Here is an 18,049-nt window from a genome sequence, read left to right on the forward strand (position 1 = left end):
CATATGGACGATTTCAACCCTAATGCATTTTTGCTATGTTGCCGGCTTGGCTAACGACTTGTTTCAAAATGAAAAAAAGGGTGTCCTAGGGCGTATTGGGCGGCTACTGTATATACGCTTTTACCCGTAAGTGCACAGATAAGCGGTGTCAACTGCAACCTTCAGATTAAATGTGGCGTTTGCCGGTATTTCAAACCGGTCCCCTGCATTGAATCGCGTCCAGCTTTCGCTTCCGGGCAGCTTGACGCTCAAGGCTCCGCTTACAACGGTCATCGTCTCGTGTTGACTGGTGGAAAATTCATAGTCTCCAGGAATCATGACGCCGACCGTCGCCGGCAGAGTCGCTGTTTGGAAAGCGATGGATTTTACTCTGCCGTTAAAATACTCATTTACCTTCAGCATGGTTATCTCTCCAAAAATGGAGAGGCAGTATAACACAGGGTTGTAACGTTCTGTTGCGGCATGTTTTGTTTGGTAAAAGTGTGCGCTAATGGGCAGGTTGCGGGGGAGAATGCTCACTCTTTGTCGATGGCCGAATGATTAAAGTAGAGCAATGATGAACAGGAGGTGGGAATGTCTTCGGCGATGCCAAGCAAGTTATTGAAGTTGAAGGTTTTGGCGGACGTGCCTCGTACCGAGTACGTAGATCCGTCAAAACAAAGCAGATCGCTGGACAAAGGCTCGCGGCTTGATTTCGTGCGCATGTTGCGCAAAAGCGCCAAGGCGGAAGCGCCAACGCCAAAACGGGCTCCCAAGGTAAAGAAAACGTTTAACGCCGCCGTATGGTTGCGTTTTTTGACGCCACCAGAACAGCCTGTTTCTCTGTGGATCATGTATCGTGATGATCGTGGCGAGTTTGCAGTAATGGTTGATGAGGCGAAATTGAGCACAAGCACATCAACTATGCTTTCAGGTTGTGTGACGCTGGAAGTGCAGGGTGAGATCACTTATATGAAAGCCTGCTGCGGTGGAACCCGGGACGGTGAAACTTTTGCGGTGGAAGAGCTCTACGTACAACGCCACGCCAGCGAACAGGCGGCGACCAACCAACGCTCCGCCTGATATTCCTCTAAGACATTCCTAATTTGCTACCCGGCTTTCATGGTATTCATGAGGCTGGGTTGCGCCCGATTGGGCTCCTCTTCACATTCCTGTTGCGCTGCTTCCGCAATATCATTTACCAGTGATTTGGGCATTCTGCCCCAGTCCAGGCCTGTAATACGGTTGAGCGCATTCAGCGCCGACGAGGGTCGGGTATTGCTGATGTGGATAACTTTTGTCGATTTAGCCATCTAACGCGCTCCAGAAAAATCCTTGCCATCTAATAAGCTATTTGCGTGCCAATTTTATTTTTTCAATAAAAACAAAATGTTATGCGGTTTGTTGTTAGGGGTGTTAGGTGCGAAGTGACATTTAACGTCAGTTTGTGACAGAAGTACGAGAATCGGCGAAGAAATAGAGGATTACGAATTGACTATAGGTCATTCAGAGCTTTCCAGGCGTCCTCGTAGTTTAATCGGACCCCTTTCCTTCGCTTCAGTTGGCGCAAGCGGCGTATAGCCCAGTATAGCTGGCCCCGATCCCGCAACTGGCGAACGTCATCCCAGTCGGTGTTTTTCAGGGGCTTGAGTTTTCCTCTTTTAATGGTCCATTGTTCTAATATGAACAACAGTAAAAAGTAAACTGAAAAAGCAGTTCCCAGCACCAATAGCAGTTGAACCCAGTGTGCTATGTCAGTGAAATCGATCATGTGGCCATCCTCTTTTTCTTGTTGAACTCTTTATCCATGGAGTATCAGTCTGAGTTTTACACAGATAGATAAGGTATTCATCATAGAGTTCCCCCAGGGGAACTTTGCTGTTGCGTGGGGTGACTCCATACCGTATCATGCCGCGCTTAGTTTTCAGTTAAGCGGCTTTCGCTGGAAACAAAATCCACAGCCTGTTGTGGTTCAAATAGTAGGAAGCCAACTAGAAACCAGAATTTAAGGAGGCATTTGAAAGTGTTGATCAGTCAGAGCAAAAAATCAGACTAGAAGCCTTTCAAGTGCGTTGGCTTGAAAGGCGAATAAATAGAGCCTTTCGAGCCGGGATCCTCCACACGAAAACCCCGGTCGACTGACGTTGATCGGGGTTTTTGCGTTTTAATACCCCTCTCGTTGTGGCTCATTTCCATGAAGAAGGCCTTCATGTCGGCGCGTTGGCGCGGGCAAGTAAGGCCATGTAAGGACGTCGACCCTTAGTTTGTTAGTGTCGGCGCAGGAAATTTATGCCTGTTTTTATTGAGTTAAATAAATCTGGGGACGCAGGTTCCGCACCGGTGAAAATTTTCACCGCGGAAGTGGAATATCAAGCTATGTCCCAATTGAAGAACCTGGCGCGTCTGCCAATCATTCATTCCCACATTGCGGCGATGCCGGACGTGCATGTCGGCATTGGCGCGACAGTCGGCTCGGTGATTCCTACTCGTAGCGCGATTATTCCGTCCGCAGTGGGAGTGGATATTGGATGCGGCATGAATGCCGTCAGGCTGTCGCTGAAAGCGTCGCAGTTGCCGGATGATTTAAGCCGGATTCGTTCAGCGATTGAACGTGCAGTACCTGTCGGGCATCGTGCGCACTCCTCTGTCTCGTCCAGGTTTGCTGCATGCAAATCCCTGGCGTCAGGGGCGGACAGGCTGCTGGAGCAACATCCGAAACTGAGCAAAGTGCTGCCGCGAGCGCAACAGACCTGGGTGCGACAGCTTGGAACCCTGGGGGGCGGCAATCACTTTATAGAAGTGTGTGTTGACCAAAGCCAGGATGTCTGGGTGATGCTGCATTCCGGTAGTCGCGGAATCGGTAACGTGATCGGGCGCTATTTTATCGAGCGGGCCCGTAAAGATATGTCTCGACATATCGCCAACCTGCCCGATCGGGACTTGGCCTACTTTGAAGAAGGCAGTCCTCATTTTGCGGCTTATCTGGATGCTGTCGAGTGGGCCCAGGAATACGCAAGAGTGAATCGGGAGGAAATGCTTGGTTTGACATTGAGAGCCATGCAACCGTTTTTGCCGTCGTTTACGACTACGTGTGAGGCGATTAACTGTCACCATAATTATGTGCAAAAAGAGCGACATTATGGCGCGGACGTGTATGTCACCCGTAAGGGCGCGATCAGTGCGAAGGAAGGACAGCTTGGTATCATTCCAGGAAGTATGGGCGCCAGATCCTTCATTGTGAGAGGCAAAGGAAATCCGGAGTCTTTCTGCTCATGCTCGCATGGCGCAGGCCGCAAAATGAGTCGTATGCAGGCGCGTCAGCGCTTTACCCGCGATGATCTTGAGAGACAGACGGCGGGCGTCGAGTGTAGAAAGGATAAGGGCGTTTTGGATGAAATACCCTCTGCATATAAGGACATTGATGAAGTCATGAAGAATCAATCGGACTTGATTGAAGTGGTTCATGAACTTAAACAGCTTATCTGTATCAAAGGATAAGCGAAAACCATAAAGCCCATGAGGGGCGAATCTGGAGAATGCAATTATGAGTAAAAAAGCGGGCCGCAAGGCTATTGTGAAAGCAAGAAATCCCCACGCAATTAACCCTTTGATGCGAAAAGGGGGAATCCACGAAAAGAGCGCTGGCGCTAAACGCGCTGCGCAAAAACGTCACACCCGGCAGCTTGCCGGGGAGTGGCGTTAACTTATTCCGCTATTTACTCAACACCCTCGATACGCTTCACCCCATCTCGACTATTTCTCTCTTCCTCTTCTCTCTTTCTCATTACGATATTTTCGAGTCCTAAGTCTTATATCCGGCTTCTATTTTCGCGCGTTTGGCCTGTAAACCGTCACTGCTAGCTATTCCCAATGACATGCCCGAACCGTAAGAGTGGATATTGCTCCATGCATTTCTGATAATGTCCGCCAGCCTGACATTCTGAAAGTTAACTGAGTAGAGAATGATTGATGACAGAGATTAATAACGCTGGTGAACCCTTGTCTCCCGCTGAAGAGCTGCGCGCGAAGCTGGTGTCTGATACAGCGAGAATTAATTGGCGCGAGCTGGAGCGTTTTTATGCGAAGGGGCAGGTCGTATTGGTGTCCGCAGAGCTTGATTTGATAGAAACGGCCGCAGCGGTAGCCCAGGACGACAAACAAAAGGTGGAAGCCTGGATCAAATCCGGCGAGCTGGGTGGCGTGACGGCGGAGACCGCGCAGCGCTGGCATGACGAAAGCTATGAACTATGGGCGGTTGTTGTAGCGCCTTGGGTCCTGGTGCAAGATAAGCCCGCCTGAGCGTTATAGAAAAAAGCGCAGGCATTGGTAACGGAAAAGCAAGAAAAGCATATACGTAGCGCAGGGTGATAATGATGACGCAGGAGCTGTTCAGAGAAGACGCATACGCAAAAGAATGTATCGCCAGGGTAGTTGCGATCAAGGAAAACACTGTATTGCTGGATAAGACGATATTTTATCCTCTGGGCGGTGGGCAACCCGGTGATACGGGGGAGCTGGAAAGCCGGGATGCTCGGATCTGGAAAGTGATAGACACCCGCAAAGACCCGGGCGGCGAAGGAATCTTGCACATTCTGGACAGCTCAGAAGGCCTGACGGAAGGCATGGAACTGACGCTTCGCATTGACTGGGAGCGCCGTTATGCGCATATGCGGATGCATACCTGCCTGCATTTATTGTGTTCCCTGATAGAAGCGCCTGTAACCGGAGGCAATATATCCGCGGACAAAGGACGCCTGGACTTCTATCTGGATTATTCTCCCGACAAAGAAGAGTTGGAAAGCCGAATTAACGCATTGGTCGCTGCGGGTCATCCTGTCAGTTATCGTTGGATTACCGATGAAGAGCTAGACGCCCAGCCAGAGCTGGTCCGAACATTGTCCGTGCAGCCGCCAAGAGGCGCAGGCCAAGTCAGGCTGGTGAGCGTGGACGGCGTTGATTTACAGCCCTGCGGCGGTACGCATGTAAAAAACACCGCTGAAATTGGCCCTGTTGTGATCGGGAAAATCGAAAATAAAGGTAAGGGTAATCGTCGGATAAACTTGGCATTAGTGAGCGTGTGATTATGTTGAAGAGGGTCTTGTCCTGCATCGGCTTAGCCGCCTTGTTGGCGATCAGCATATGCTCCCAGGTATGGGCTGCGCCCTCTGTGGTGGATGTTTCCACGTTGCAATGTGAAGTCACAGACAACGCGCCTCGTTGTGACGATAAAATTCAGTTCGATATGGGGTATGAGCAAGAGCTACGCGAAGGTCGCTGCCGGTATCGTTCCCTGGAGGGACTGCCAGTTGGCGACCGTTGGTTTGATCGCTGCGTTGACGGTTTTATTGGCGCCTATGCGCAGGTATGTCTTGTAGGACAAATGGGGCGCTTGGGTTGTGGGGCGATCAACCATAGCGGCGAGATCGTTATTCCCCTGGTGTATGACCACATAGAAATTACTCCTCATAGCGCTATTGTCGCCGTCAATTACAACGGCAAATGGGGTTTTTTTAACCTGGATGAAGACCGTCTGCTGCTGGCGCCTCAGTTCTCACGCATCACCAGTTTTAGCGAAGGCCTAGCCTATGTGGAGACGGAGAGTGAGGACATCACTGAGCCGGGCTGGATCATTAATGAGCAGGGCTTACGCGTGGCTTCCGTACCCCGTAAGATTCAGGTGGCGGGCCGCTTTTCTGATGGGTTGGCTCCCGCTCGCTCGGATACATTGTGGGGATATATCAACAATAAAGGCGAATGGGCCATATCACCGCAGTTTTATTATGCTGGGGAGTTTTCCTCTGGTTACGCGACAGTCTTGGCCATAGACAAGCCACAACAGTGGGCGATTATCGATGTATCCGGCGCTGGCGCCCTCTTTTTTGAAGGCGACCAGCATCGTGTTGGAGAGGTTGTCGGCGCTGCTGTGGCAGTGACCTTTGATTGCGAGAGCGAGCCGGCTGTGGCGACCAGTGTCAGATGTAAACGCATGTGTCTGGAGCTGAACAACCCTGAGCCGAAAGCCGCCTGTACCAAAGTAATTGAAACCCGTTGAAGGAGGCTTCACAGGCTTGTGAGATATCTCCTACACGTAGAGCAGACATATAGTATTTTTTTCGCTTATCGAGATTACTAATATTTAACCCGCAAGATGCACAGACGGACGTAAGGATGCGAGGAAAGGAAGCGACAAGGACGATGAACAGCCATAGGAATCGGCAAGGGAAGCGTTCAAATCTCAAGGCGCAGCAAGGAATGCTGCGCCTTCTTGCGTTTTATGGGCGCAATACGGGGAAAACGGCACCGTCTTACGAGACACGGGCGAATGTCTCACAAACCAGGCAGAGAAAGCTTATTTTGTGGTCCATCGAGAATCCGTATTATGTGAATCGTAAGGAGACGAAAGTGAACACCCAAGGATCGGGAAGCAAGGATGCAACAAGGATGATGTCTTCACCGCAGGAAGCGGTCAGGGAAAATAGGGAAATTCGAAAGGCGCGGCTGGGAGGCTGCGCCTTTTGTTTTTGGGGCGGAGATATTTTTCCTTCGATCTTGGGCGAATGTCTCACAAGCCAAGCAGAGAAAGCTTATTTTGTGGCGCCCCATGAATCCGTAATATGTGAATCGTAAGGAGACGAAAGCGAACACCCAGGGATTGGGAAGCAAGGATGCAACAAGGATGGTGTCTTAACCGTAGGAAGCGGTCAGGGATTATAGGGATATACGAAAGGCGCGGCTGGGAAGCTGCGCCTTTTGTCTTTCTGCGTTTCAATTGTCGCTATCGTCTTTAGACTCCAGCACTTCCTACCGTCTCGTTCCTACCTATTGCGGACTGTTCCAGCAGCGCAAGTATCGTCACCGCTAGCGCGATCGCGACGATCAGAAACAAGCCAAGCCCCGAAAAGCTGCTGCTGAATACCGCAACCACCAGCACGCTGGCCAGCACCCAGGCCCAGTCGAGATAAACAATCCACTTTGAAAACTTGTCCTGCCAGGCGGGAGAGCGCGCAACGAGAAAAACATCCACCGCCCATATCGCCAGCCCTATACCTAATCCTATGTAAACCTCTGTCGCCAGTCCGCCCACCTTGGCCGCGAACCAGGATGGGAACAGTATCAGATCAATCGCCAGAAGCAGTGAAAGGGCTGCATTGACATAAAGTGTTTTAGCCAGCAATTGGCGATTTTTTACTTGGGTCATAAGTCTTCTCCTGATTGAGGTGTCTGCGGGTCTATTTTTGAAGCAGGGACTAACGCCAAACAATTACCTCTGAGGTAATGGCGGGTAGTTGCTTCTGGCGGGCATATTGGCCAAATTGAGGCGAGTGAAAGCGCAGCCATAAAGAAAATTAGAGTCGGGAGTCATAGCTATGAGCGCATTTGGCGTGAGGTTACGGGAGCTGAGAGAAGCGCGACGGCTCAGTCAGCTTGAGCTTTCTTTGGAAGCAGAGGTGTCTTCGCGACATATCAGTTTTATGGAGACGGGTCGCTCCAAGCCCAGTCGAGAGATGGTGCTGCATATGGCGCGAATATTGGGAGTGGACATGACGACGACCAATAGTTTGTTGACGCTGGCTGGATACAGTCAGGTGTTTGGTGAGCGGCGTCTGGATGCGGCTTCCATGGCGCCAGTGCGAAAGGCGCTAGCGCAACTGATGCAGTCGCACATGCCGTATCCCGCTGTGGTGCTGGACCGACATTACAACCTGATTCAGGCGAATGCGGCCCAGCAATTTATGATGCAACGACTTATGGTCGCCGGTATGGCGATCAGTGAGACGCCGAATTTCATGAAGGTCTTTCTGGCTCAGGATGGACTGAGGTCTTTTGTTGATGACTGGGAATTGCTGGCCTGTCATATGCTCCAGCGTATTTGGCGAGAGCATTCCTTGGAGGCGGGGGCTACGGAGGATGAAGCGTTTATAGAGGAGTTGTTGAGTATCGAAGGCATTCCTTCTGATTGGAAAAAGCGCAACCTGGAGAGTCTGGATAGTCCTGTCATCAACTTTAATATCAATCTGGACGGTGTGAAGCTGAGAATGTTCAGCTCGATCTCCAGCTTTGGCGCGCCCTTGGATATCACGGTCAGGGACATTCGCATTGAACATTTCTTTCCGCTGGATGACGCCACTGAAGCCTATTGGCGCGGTCATTGCGGAGGGCTTTAGGTTGGCTTTACTGCGCTTCGCAGCCTTCTATTGACGGAAACGGGCTTTCTGTCTAGAGTAAAAGCTCTAACTCGTTTGTTACGTTATGGCTTGCCCGGAAAGTGAAATTTTTTCGGTTGTAGCGATACACGTAATCAAGCAGCGGTATAACAACAACTCAGGGTGGGTGGAGCGTGAGAATTCAGCAACTCAAGAGTCAGGCGATCAGCCGCGCCAAACGGCTGTATGTGGCGACCATGATGCAGGTGGTTGGCCGCGCGTTGCAGGCGATTTCCCAAGAAGATAATGAAATTCAGCGGGAATTGTCGGCTTTTCCGGAAAACTTCACCTTCGCTATGAAGGTATTGCCCGCGGGGCCGGGGCTGATGCTGCGCAAAGCGGCGGATGGCTCATTTATTTTCTTGTCCGACTCCGATGGTGAGGCGGATTTAACCATCTATATCAAGCACATCGAACATGCCTTCCGCATGCTTTCATTCCAGGAAAGCACAGCGACCGCGTTCGCCAATGACCGTATGGTGGTGGATGGCGATATTTCCAGCGCGGTGCGGATGGTGCGAGCCTTGAACCGGCTGGAGGCCTTTATCCTGCCGAAACTGGTGGCGGAGATGGCGATCAAAGAGTATCCCTCTATAACACTCCCGGAGAAACTTATTCAGGGCGCGCGGATATATCTGCGTGTGGCGACCAACTTTTTGTCTGAGCAGAGGAAAGCAGCATGAGCAAAGGGTATTACGAATTTTTTTGCCCGGTCAAAGTGATCGCAGGCGAGGCTGCGCTGGAGCATATTCCTTTTGAACTCAGCGCATTGGGCGTATCGAATCCATTAATGATTACTGACAAAGGCGTGCGTGGCGCGGGACTGTCGGATTATGTGATTACCGCCTGCAGCGAAGGCGGTGTGGAGATGGCGTCCATTTTTGATGATGTGCCGCCGGACTCGTCGACTGAAGTGGTGCGCAATATCGCTGCTGTGTACCGGGAGCAGGGGGCGGATTCCATCATCGCCGTGGGCGGCGGATCGGTGATCGATACCGCGAAAGCCGTTAATATTCTGGTTTCCGAAGGGGGCGACAATCTGGCCAAGTACTCTGGCGCCGGTGTGCTGAAGCGTCCGCTCAAGCCCTTCTTTGTCATCCCCACGACGGCAGGCACTGGGTCGGAAGTCACCTCGGTCGCAGTGATCGCCGATCGGAAAAAAGGCGTTAAGCTGCCTTTCGGCTCACCTTTCCTGTTGCCAAATGCGGCGATTATCGATCCGCGCATGACGCTGACATTGCCCGCGCACATCACTGCGGCCACGGCGATGGACGCGCTTACCCATGCAGTTGAAGCATATACCTGCATGGCCAAGAATCCGCTCAGCGACGCCTATGCTTTTTCCGCCGTCAAGAAAATCAGCGAGCACTTGTTGGAAGTGATGGAGAATCCGAAAGATCCGCAAGGTCGTCTGGAGCTGGCGCAAGCTTCAACTATGGCGGGCATCGCGTTCTCCAATTCCATGGTCGGATTAGTGCATGCGCTGGGGCATGCGCTGGGAGTTATTTGTCATCTACCTCATGGGATGTGCATGAGTTTGTTCCTGCCTTATGTGCTGGAATACAACCTGCGTAAAGGCAAAATTCGCGAGCCGTTGGCGGAGTTGTTGTTGCCATTGGCGGGAGCGCGGGTATACGCGAATACGCCGCCGGAACAGCGTGCGAGACGGGCGGTCGCTGCGATAAGAGAACTGCGCGATGAGCTGTTCGAGCGTTGTAAGCTGCCACGAACGTTGAAGGAAACAGGCAAAGTGAGTCTGGATCTGCTGCCGAAAATCGCAGATGTGGCGATGGACGATGGGTCTATTATCTTCAATCCGGCGGAAGCGGACTTTGAGGAAGTGCTGGAAGTGCTGAAGAGCGCTTGGGACGATATGTAAAGTAAACAGCAAGAGCCCGGCTGCGGAATGATCCGACAGCCGGGTATTTTTGTGAATCGCCGCCTTAGGTGGCGATCACTACGCGCACGGCGTCCAGCGTCAGCTGCGCGCCTTTCAGGTATTTCTCCAAGGTTTCCGTTTGCTGGATGAGGAAATCAATCTCATCCTGACGGATATTCGGATTCACCTCCGCCAACGCTTTCAAACGCTCAATTTCCGTTTGCTGGGATTGCAGCATCAGGGCGATAGAACGCTCCACCAGCTCGCTTTTCTGCGTCGCCGCGGTTTTTTCCGCTTTGGTGATCAGTGGTTCTATTTGCGGGCGGGCATGACGCACCAGATCCTGAGCGGTGCGCTTGGGCACATTTTCCCCCAGCTGCTGCAAGTGAGCGGCAGTCAGGATTTTGCCTAGCTCTTTGCCGCTGCTGTCGATCAGCAGGCGCACCGGTTCTTTCGGCAGGAAGCGGTAAAGCTGCAATGCCTTCGGCGCAGGGCAGTTGAGGCGGAAAATAGTCTCCACCATCAGGGCTCCTGGTTGCAACGGCGGCAGTTTAATGGTGCAGAGCCCGGTGTTGCCGAACTCGCCGCACAGGATCATATCCATAGCGCCGGTTATGATTGGGTGCTCCCAGGTGAGGAACTGCATGTCGTCACGGCTTAACGCCAGATCGCGATGGAAAGTCGCGGTGACGCCATCCTCCGGCAATCCGGGGAAGTGGCTGCACTGCATATGATCTCCAGGGCGGAAGATATACGCGCGTTCGCTGTGCTGCTCCTGGTCCACGCCATATTGGCTGAAGACACGCTCGATGTAGTCTTCCAGCTCTTTGCGGCGCTCGTCTTCTGCAATTTGCTCAACCAGATCGTTCGCTTTCAGCGGGTCGCAGGAATTGAGTTCCAGCAGTGGATCGCGGCCTTGTTGCAGCTCCTGCAGCGTTTCTTCTGTGAACTGGTGGGTGTCAGCGATCAGTTGATTGAATTCATCCCGATCATCCGTTTGCTCCAGCTCGCTTTCCAGGCGCTCGGCGAAGCGTTGGTAAATCGCCGCGCCAGCGGGGCAAGGGCGACTGAAGGCGTTGATGCCTTCGTTATGCCAGCGTAGCAGGCGTTCCTGGGCGGAGTTTTCGAAGAACGGAACGTGAATATTCACATCGTGGCGTTGTCCGATACGGTCCAGTCGGCCAATGCGCTGTTCCAATAAGTCCGGATTTTGCGGCAAGTCGAACAACACCAAGCGTCTGGCGAACTGGAAGTTACGGCCTTCGCTGCCAATCTCTGAACAGATCAGCGCCTGAGCGCCGTATTCATCGTCCGCGAAATAAGCGCCAGCGCGATCACGCTCCAGCAAAGACAAACCTTCATGGAATACTGCTGTGCGGTAGCCGCCGCGTAAACGCAGGAAGTCTTCCAGATCCAGAGCGGTTTCCGCGTGAGCGCAGATCACCAATACTTTTTCCAGACGATTTTGTTTTAGCCACTGCGCCAACCACTCCACGCGGGCGTCGGTTTTAACCCATTCCGCGCCCAGCAGGCGCTCGGGGTGCAGCCGTTGCTCCAGGTTGGCGGAGGCGGTCAGAGTGGCGAGTTCTTCCGGTTGGGGTAGAGGATGTAAATGCAGGACGCGCTGTGGGAACCCTTTGATGGCGGAACGGGTGTTGCGGAACAACACTCGGCCTACGCCGTGTTGATCCAACAGCTTGCGCACGGCGCGTTCGACCCGGTGCAGGGCTTCTTCCCGGCTGTCCTCGTCGGCGTCGACCTCGAATTGCTGTAGTTCCGTCAGCAGCGTGTCCACCGCATCCTGTCCCAGGTAGCCGGCCAGCTTCGCCTGCACATCCTTGGAGTCCAGCAGACGCTTTGGACCGCTTTCACCCAGCAACTCTTTGACTAGATCGTTGACTGGCTGATACTGGCTTTCCTCTTCCCGGAACCGCTCCAGATCATGATAGCGGGCGGGGTCCAGCAAGCGCAGACGCGCAAAGTGGCTTTCCAGACCCAGCTGTTCTGGCGTCGCAGTCAGCAGCAACAGGCCGGGCGCTTTCTGCGCCAATGCTTCGATGTGGCTGTAGGCGGGACTCTGTTGTTCAGGCGACCACTTCAGATGGTGCGCCTCATCCACGACCAGCATATCCCACTGGGCGTTCAGGGCGTGTTCGCGCCATTGTTCGTTGTCAGTGATGAAGTTCAGGCTGCAGAGCACCAACTGAGAACATTCAAACGGGTTTTCCTCGCCGGACTCGGTCAGCGCTTCGCAACGCTCATTGTCGAGGATAGAGAACTGCAGATTGAAGCGGCGAAGCATTTCCACCAGCCACTGGTGCAGCAAGCTTTCCGGCACCACGATCAGCACGCGCTGGGCGCGTCCGCTCAATAGCTGGTGATGCAGGATCAGGCCCGCTTCAATGGTTTTACCCAGGCCGACTTCGTCCGCCAGCAACACTCGTGGAGCGTGACGGTGCGCTACTTCGTTGGCGATGTACATCTGGTGGGGCAGAAGTTGCACCCGCGCGCCCATCAGGCCGTAGCCCTGGGTCGCCTGCTGGCGGGTTTGGTAGCCGAGGGTTTCCTGGCGCAGCAGATAACTGCTCAGTTTGTCGACCTGACCGGAGAACAGACGATCTTTCGGGCTGACGAAGTGGACGAAGCTGCTTAACTCCAGCTCCGGCAGTTCGACTTTGCGGCCTTTTTCGTCAAGCGCCTCATAGATCAGATAGCCTTGTTGCTCCATCACCCCGGCTACAGTGTATTTCTTCTCGTCATTATCGCTGACGTTATCGCCTACCTGATACTGCACGCGGCTCAAGGGTGCGTTGGCGGCGGAATAGGTGCGCTGCTCGGTGGCGGCGGGAAAGCTGATGGTGATTCTGCGATTATCGTTTTCGGTGATGATGCCGAGGCCTAGTTCAGGCTCAGTGTTACTGATCCAGCGCTGGCCGATCACAAAATTCGGGGTACTCAATTTACTCATTCTCGCTGTATTTAACGGTGTGCTTCCGTCGTGGCGGGAGAGGGCGCGTAGGCTCTCCCATGACGCAACGGACACTGATTGCGGGCGGTGCGCGGTGACGAACAGGCGCAGTCCGGCGCAAGGGCGTTATGGTATCACTGCTGGGGATCTGTTTCCTGTTCGCTTTTTGTCAATGAGCACGCATTTTTTCCAGTTTGATCCGCGCGGCGACTTTATCCTGCAGTCCTTTCCAGGTCGTCACGCCCTGGCTGCGGGCTTTTTGCAGGCAGATTAACGCCAGTTCAGCGGCGGCCATGGCGTCGCAGGCGGCATGATGGCGTTGATCGTTATAGAGGCCGAAATAGTGGGACCAGTCATCCAGGCTGCGCAGATGGGAGGGCGCTTCCGGACAAAGCGCTTTCAGCCATTCCGCCACGTCGTAGAATGGTAGCCGGCAACTGACGCCCAGATGCGCGCGGACTTCTTTTTCTAGCATGGCCTTGTCGAAGGGCGCATGAAAGGCGAGCAGGACGGCGCCGTGCGCATAGCTAAGAAAGGAATGAATCGCTTCTTTGGGCTGTACGCCCTGGCTGAGGGCTTGGTGGGACAGGCCGTGAATCAGAATATTGTCGTTTTCCAGGCGCGCGTCAGCGTTGATCACCAGTTCGAATGTCTGTTCCAGGCAGATGCTCAGGCCGTCGATTTCCACTGCGCCGATAGCGATCACCACATCCTTTTTTGTGTTAAGGCCGGTTGTCTCCACATCCGCCGTTACCCAGCGTATGTCTTCAAGCGCCTGCCCCGGCGGAGGCGGCGACCAGCGCGTGAGGGCTTTGACGTCTGCGTCCATGGAAAAAAAGTCCGTTAATTGATCCAAGGTCATAATTGATAACTCCAGGCGAGCTTCCTTTGTAGTCGTTGGGCCTGGCGACACGCTTCCTTCAGAATGCGCTGGTCGAGATCGTTGAGCGCATTGGGCGCCACCAGGTTGGTCAGTTCCTTGCCTTCCCGCTTGCAGTGCAAGTGATGTCGCAGGCGCAGCAGTTGAATGAAGTCGAACGCTTCTTCCCAGGCGCGCGCATCCCGGGTTTCCAGAACATTGGCTTCGCTGAGCTGGCGCAGCCGATAAATGGTGTTGGAGGCTTCCACTCCGTGTGCGAGTGACAGGACTCGGGCGGCGTCGACAAAGGGCGTCAGCCCCTGCTTTTTCAGGTCCACGCCTTCCAGGCCATGCTCCTTGCGGGTAACGAATCCTTTGAATAGTCCCAGTGGCGGCCGGTGCTCCAGCGCCGCTGTCGCCAGCATGCGTTGAAACAGTGTGTGCTGTTGGATGCGACGACGGATAGGAGCGAACATACGGCTCGCCAGCGTCGCGTCGCCCCACTGCGTTCTCAGGTCGAAGAAGATGCAGGAGTTGAGTACGTTCTGCGGCGTCGCGGCGTCAATAAAGCCATTGAAACGCTGCTCCCACTCCTGCGCGCTCAGACACAGTTTGGGGTTGCCCGCCATGATGTTGCCCTTGCAGAGCGTAAATCCACACTGGTCCAGAGCCGCGTTGATGCGCGAGGCCAGGGGTAATAAACGCTGACGAGCCGACTCCCAAAGGCGCGAATCCTCCAGCTCGAAGATGATGCCGTTATCCTGGTCCGTCAGCAGGGTTTGCTCGCGCCTGCCAGCGCTGCCGAACGTAATCCAGCTAAACGGCACGCCTGGGTCGCCTTGTTCTTTGATTATCAGCCGGATGACCTGACGGGTGCTGTAATCGTTCAGCAGGGTCACAATATGGTTGAGCTGCTCGGCGCTGGCGCCGTGGGCGATCATGGTTTCCGCCAGACGCGCCACATCGCTCTGCAACGCCGCCAAAGCGTCTACAGAGGGCGCTTTCGCCAGCGTGCGGGCGACATGCACCAGATTGACCCGCTGCAGGGAAAACAGGTCGCGCTCGGAAACAACGCCCAGCAGTTTGTCATTCTCCGCGATAAGAACATGGGCGAAATGATGTTTCGCCATGATCAACGCTGCTTCAAAGGCGGTAGCGTCCGGCGACAGGGAAATCGGGTCCGCGTTCATGCGACTGGATATGGTCGCATCCAGATCCGCGCCGGGATCGGCGATAAAACGACGCAAGTCCCTTAACGTAAATATGCCGATGGGCTTACGGTTGGCGTCCGTCACCACCATGGAGCCGACGCCTCGTTCATCCATGATCCTGACCGCTTTGCGAATGCTCAGCGTCGGCTCGCAATGTACGGCCTGACGTTCAATAAACTGGCTCAGCGGCGTATTGAGAGAATAGTCTTCTCCCAGGGTGGACTGCGCTTGCGCCTGTATCTGCCGGTTGACCTGGTCCAGTAGGCTGCTGACCCCTCGCAGACAGAAATCGCGGAATACCGGGCAGACCGCCAGCATGCGGGAAAAGTGCTCTTTGCTGCAGGTAATGCAGAACGTGTCTTCCTGAGCTTTGTGTAACGTGCGGGTAGGGCGTTCGCCAAGTAGCGCCGCTACCGGGAAACAGGCGCCGGGACCGATGTCGAATGTGGGGAGTTCGTTGGCGTGGCGGTAGCTGTCGCGTTCGCCGACGATATACCCCTGCTTTACGATATAGAACTTCTCCGGCGCGCCATCTTCCGGTCCGATGATCGGCGCGCCGGCGGGGAAAAACTCGATGCTGGATTTTTCCAGCAGCGTCGCCAGTGGGCCGTCGTCCATGTGTTTGAAAGGAACGAAGGCGCGCAGAAAATTCATCAGGGAGCGGATATTCTGAGGGATGGCGCTGTCTGCGCCAGAGGCTTCCGCCAGCGACATCCGGGAAACTCCGTTTGGCGTGTTGTCAGGGGATGAATCGGACATAGGGGCGACCTTTTTTAAACTTATTTATAAATAGGCGCGTGTTCCTAAACTATACGTCTTTAGTTGTACTGCGTCCCGCCGCCAGACTTGGCGTAGATCAATTTGCATGAGAAAAACGGCGAGGGCGCATCGCCACTGGATCGAAACGCCGGGCTGGCCAAGGTTTAGACTAAGGTCGGGGTTTTACGGTATGGGGCCTTTGCTACTATAACGACGGGACTAGCTGGGCTATTCCCGCGAGCATAGGGAGGGCCCCTGAGTTTTCAGAGGTTCTTTTTGTGCCCCGGTCGTATAGACACTACCGGGAACGACCTTCAATGGTGTGTGAACGCTGAGTGATGGACGTTATTGTCCATGTTAAACCGGGATAGGCAGGTGGAATCTCCGCTGGCCGCCCGGTATTTTTTTTCGGTATGCTTCCCTTCCGTTGTTCTATCATCCCCTGTCATTCTGGAATCAGCACGGGTTCAACCCCATGTGCGCCTTGGTGTTGTATTATCACACTCAAAGCCTCGAATTTTTGTAAGTGAAGGAGCCTCATTGTATGAGCAAAAAATTTCATCTGGCCATTGCCGTCATCGATATCGAGCAGTCGGTGGAGGAGTACAACGAAAGGCTGGGGCGTCCCGCTGATGTTGTGGTGCCGGGTGAATATGCGCTATGGCGCACCAAGGAGCTGAACTTTTCTATTCGTAAGACTGCGCCTGGCGAAGGCGGACGTTTACGTCATCTGGGCTGGGAAGACTCTGAAGCCAAATTCTTCACCTGCGATAAAGACTGCAACGGCATTTTGTGGGAGGAGTTCTCCGCTTCGCAGCAAGCGGCGGAAATAAAGTCCGCATGGCCGGAGACGGACTACAAGCCAGGCAAGAACAAAGACAAGAAGAGCAAAAAGAACAAGCTGGACGAACCGCCTGAAGAGCCCGCCTCGTAACCGAGAGGCTGCAAAATCAGTCTTTCGGAATGAATCGCAATCCTACCCCTTCATTCTCAATTCTCACTACTTCGCTTTCCACCGATTGACCGGGTTCTCCGGGCAGATCCAGTACGCGAATCTGCACTTTCATGTGTAGTTCAGGCGTGGTTTCTTCTGCGATGATGACGAAGGCCCCGCCATCGGAAACATCCCGGGTCCGGGTTTCGATAACGCCCAATTGCGGGCTGGATAGCTCAACCCGGAAATTAGCTTTGATGCGGGGGGAGTTACGCTTTTCTCTACTCATAACAACATTGGGCTCGCTTCGAATTAATGTCAGGCGGACGCGGACTTCTTATCAGTGTAGACCACAAAATGAGCGAGAGGGAGAGAGAAGAGGCGTGCTGGGACTGCGCACGCCTCGTTAGATCAGCTGGTTTTCACTAGCAGGTTAATCCGCCGTTACTCCTCTCTTTTCTTTCACCTGCCAGGAAAAACGGCGGGACGCTTTTCAACAAACGCCTGCACGCCTTCCTGCTTGTCAGCGCTTTCGAAAGTGCGCCGAAAAGCGTTTTTCTCCACTTCCAGCGCTTCATCAGTAGTGCGCCCATAGCTGGCGTTAATGGTGTGTTTACACAGGGAAATAGCCACGGGAGACTGACTTTTACATTGCAGCAGGATATCCCGGGCGGCGGCCAGCATGGCGTCGGCGTCGGCGAACACGCGGTTGACCAGGCCGATTCGCAGCGCCTCGCCTGCGTCGATGCGACGGCCGGTGTAGATCAGTTCGCGGGCGCGTCCGGCGCCGACGAAACGGCTCAGCCGCACGCAGCCGCCAAAGCAGGGCGTCAGGCCTAATGAGACTTCCGGCTGGCCAAACTGGGCGCGCTCGGTGCAATAGATGAAGTCGCAGGCCATCGCCAGCTCACAGCCGCCGCCAAGGGCGTAGCCGTTCACGCAGGCGATGACCGGAATGGGCAACGCCTCCAGTAAGGCGGTAATCTCCTGTCCCTGGGCGGCGAATCGTTCGCCTTCTTCAGGAGACATTTGCTGCATGGCGGCGATATCCGCGCCAGCGATGAACGCTTTTTCGCCTGCGCCGGTCAGAATCACGCCGCGGACAGGGAAACCCGGCTCCTGCAGGCGCAACAGAATGGCTTTTAACTCGACAAAAAGCTCGGGCGATAAGGCGTTCAGTTTATCCGGGCGGTTGATCGTCAAGGTCGTGACGCCGTTGACGCTGGTTTGTTGTATTAGTGCAGTCATGATCAATC

Annotated in this window: 20 protein-coding genes; 11 read left to right on the plus strand and 9 right to left on the minus strand. The window is 54.1% G+C overall.

Annotated features, from left to right (window positions below; all coding sequences use genetic code 11):
* Positions 1–120: 120 nt before the first annotated feature.
* Positions 121–402 (minus strand): pyrimidine/purine nucleoside phosphorylase, encoded by a 282-nt coding sequence (locus ONV78_RS11895; RefSeq protein ID WP_127969196.1) that lies wholly within the window; start codon positions 400–402, stop codon positions 121–123.
* Between the two features lie 171 nt (positions 403–573).
* On the opposite strand from ONV78_RS11895, the gene ONV78_RS11900 reads away from it, so the two are divergent.
* Complete coding sequence (locus tag ONV78_RS11900) at positions 574–1,062, plus strand: hypothetical protein (RefSeq protein ID WP_253938077.1); 489 nt, start codon at positions 574–576, stop codon at positions 1,060–1,062.
* Between the two features lie 26 nt (positions 1,063–1,088).
* On the opposite strand, the gene ONV78_RS11905 is transcribed toward ONV78_RS11900, so the two are convergent.
* Positions 1,089–1,292: a hypothetical protein gene (locus ONV78_RS11905; protein ID WP_127969197.1), complete on the minus strand. Its 204-nt coding sequence runs from the start codon at positions 1,290–1,292 to the stop codon at positions 1,089–1,091.
* Positions 1,293–1,474: 182 nt separating this feature from the next.
* Positions 1,475–1,750, minus strand: coding sequence for a hypothetical protein (locus ONV78_RS11910; RefSeq protein WP_279503314.1), 276 nt, complete (start codon positions 1,748–1,750; stop codon positions 1,475–1,477).
* Between the two features lie 518 nt (positions 1,751–2,268).
* On the opposite strand from ONV78_RS11910, the gene ONV78_RS11915 reads away from it, so the two are divergent.
* The 6 genes from ONV78_RS11915 (at position 2,269) to ONV78_RS11940 (ending at position 6,606) form a co-directional block, all read left to right on the plus strand.
* Entirely contained in the window at positions 2,269–3,477 is a 1,209-nt protein-coding gene (locus ONV78_RS11915) for an RtcB family protein (RefSeq protein WP_279503315.1), read from the plus strand.
* A gap of 46 nt (positions 3,478–3,523) precedes the next feature.
* Positions 3,524–3,682: a hypothetical protein gene (locus ONV78_RS11920; protein WP_216734861.1), complete on the plus strand. Its 159-nt coding sequence runs from the start codon at positions 3,524–3,526 to the stop codon at positions 3,680–3,682.
* Positions 3,683–3,948: 266 nt separating this feature from the next.
* Complete coding sequence (locus ONV78_RS11925; RefSeq protein WP_279503317.1) at positions 3,949–4,278, plus strand: DUF2288 domain-containing protein; 330 nt, start codon at positions 3,949–3,951, stop codon at positions 4,276–4,278.
* Positions 4,279–4,349: 71 nt separating this feature from the next.
* A complete protein-coding gene (locus ONV78_RS11930; protein ID WP_279503321.1) occupies positions 4,350–5,060 on the plus strand; it encodes an alanyl-tRNA editing protein in 711 nt (236 codons plus the stop codon).
* A 2-nt stretch (positions 5,061–5,062) separates the two neighbouring features.
* Positions 5,063–6,031: a WG repeat-containing protein gene (locus ONV78_RS11935; protein WP_279503322.1), complete on the plus strand. Its 969-nt coding sequence runs from the start codon at positions 5,063–5,065 to the stop codon at positions 6,029–6,031.
* 143 nt (positions 6,032–6,174) lie between these two features.
* On the plus strand, positions 6,175–6,606 hold the full coding sequence (locus ONV78_RS11940) for a hypothetical protein (protein WP_279503323.1): 432 nt from the start codon (positions 6,175–6,177) through the stop codon (positions 6,604–6,606).
* 157 nt (positions 6,607–6,763) lie between these two features.
* Here the strand turns inward: ONV78_RS11940 and ONV78_RS11945 are convergent, their stop codons facing one another.
* On the minus strand, positions 6,764–7,177 hold the full coding sequence (locus ONV78_RS11945; protein ID WP_279503324.1) for a hypothetical protein: 414 nt from the start codon (positions 7,175–7,177) through the stop codon (positions 6,764–6,766).
* 169 nt (positions 7,178–7,346) lie between these two features.
* Here ONV78_RS11945 and ONV78_RS11950 point away from each other — a divergent pair, with 169 nt between their 5' ends.
* From ONV78_RS11950 to ONV78_RS11960, 3 genes are all read left to right on the plus strand, one after another.
* Positions 7,347–8,144, plus strand: a complete 798-nt coding sequence (locus ONV78_RS11950; protein ID WP_279503326.1) for a helix-turn-helix transcriptional regulator — start codon at positions 7,347–7,349, stop codon at positions 8,142–8,144.
* A gap of 173 nt (positions 8,145–8,317) precedes the next feature.
* Positions 8,318–8,866, plus strand: coding sequence for an SCP2 sterol-binding domain-containing protein (locus tag ONV78_RS11955; RefSeq protein ID WP_216734855.1), 549 nt, complete (start codon positions 8,318–8,320; stop codon positions 8,864–8,866).
* Positions 8,863–10,062 (plus strand): iron-containing alcohol dehydrogenase, encoded by a 1,200-nt coding sequence (locus ONV78_RS11960; RefSeq protein ID WP_216734854.1) that lies wholly within the window; start codon positions 8,863–8,865, stop codon positions 10,060–10,062. Before ONV78_RS11955 ends, ONV78_RS11960 begins: the two co-directional genes overlap by 4 nt.
* A 64-nt stretch (positions 10,063–10,126) precedes the next feature.
* Here ONV78_RS11960 and rapA read toward each other — a convergent pair whose 3' ends face one another.
* From rapA to ONV78_RS11975, 3 genes are all read right to left on the minus strand, one after another.
* A complete protein-coding gene (rapA, locus tag ONV78_RS11965) occupies positions 10,127–13,030 on the minus strand; it encodes an RNA polymerase-associated protein RapA (RefSeq protein WP_279503329.1) in 2,904 nt (967 codons plus the stop codon).
* Positions 13,031–13,199: 169 nt separating this feature from the next.
* Complete coding sequence (locus ONV78_RS11970; RefSeq protein ID WP_279503331.1) at positions 13,200–13,892, minus strand: exonuclease domain-containing protein; 693 nt, start codon at positions 13,890–13,892, stop codon at positions 13,200–13,202.
* Entirely contained in the window at positions 13,889–15,859 is a 1,971-nt protein-coding gene (locus ONV78_RS11975) for a putative nucleotidyltransferase substrate binding domain-containing protein (RefSeq protein ID WP_279503332.1), read from the minus strand. The genes ONV78_RS11970 and ONV78_RS11975 overlap by 4 nt, the downstream gene beginning before the upstream one ends.
* A gap of 544 nt (positions 15,860–16,403) precedes the next feature.
* Here ONV78_RS11975 and ONV78_RS11980 point away from each other — a divergent pair.
* Complete coding sequence (locus tag ONV78_RS11980; protein WP_216734850.1) at positions 16,404–16,793, plus strand: hypothetical protein; 390 nt, start codon at positions 16,404–16,406, stop codon at positions 16,791–16,793.
* Positions 16,794–16,809: 16 nt separating this feature from the next.
* Here the strand turns inward: ONV78_RS11980 and ONV78_RS11985 are convergent, their stop codons facing one another.
* Together ONV78_RS11985 and ONV78_RS11990 are read right to left on the minus strand one after the other, a co-directional pair.
* Positions 16,810–17,082, minus strand: coding sequence for a PilZ domain-containing protein (locus ONV78_RS11985; RefSeq protein ID WP_216734849.1), 273 nt, complete (start codon positions 17,080–17,082; stop codon positions 16,810–16,812).
* Between the two features lie 173 nt (positions 17,083–17,255).
* On the minus strand, positions 17,256–18,041 hold the full coding sequence (locus ONV78_RS11990) for an enoyl-CoA hydratase-related protein (RefSeq protein WP_279503336.1): 786 nt from the start codon (positions 18,039–18,041) through the stop codon (positions 17,256–17,258).
* Positions 18,042–18,049: the final 8 nt, after the last annotated feature.

Source organism: Hahella sp. CR1 (assembly GCF_029813005.1).
In the GTDB taxonomy this organism is placed as follows: domain Bacteria; phylum Pseudomonadota; class Gammaproteobacteria; order Pseudomonadales; family Oleiphilaceae; genus Hahella.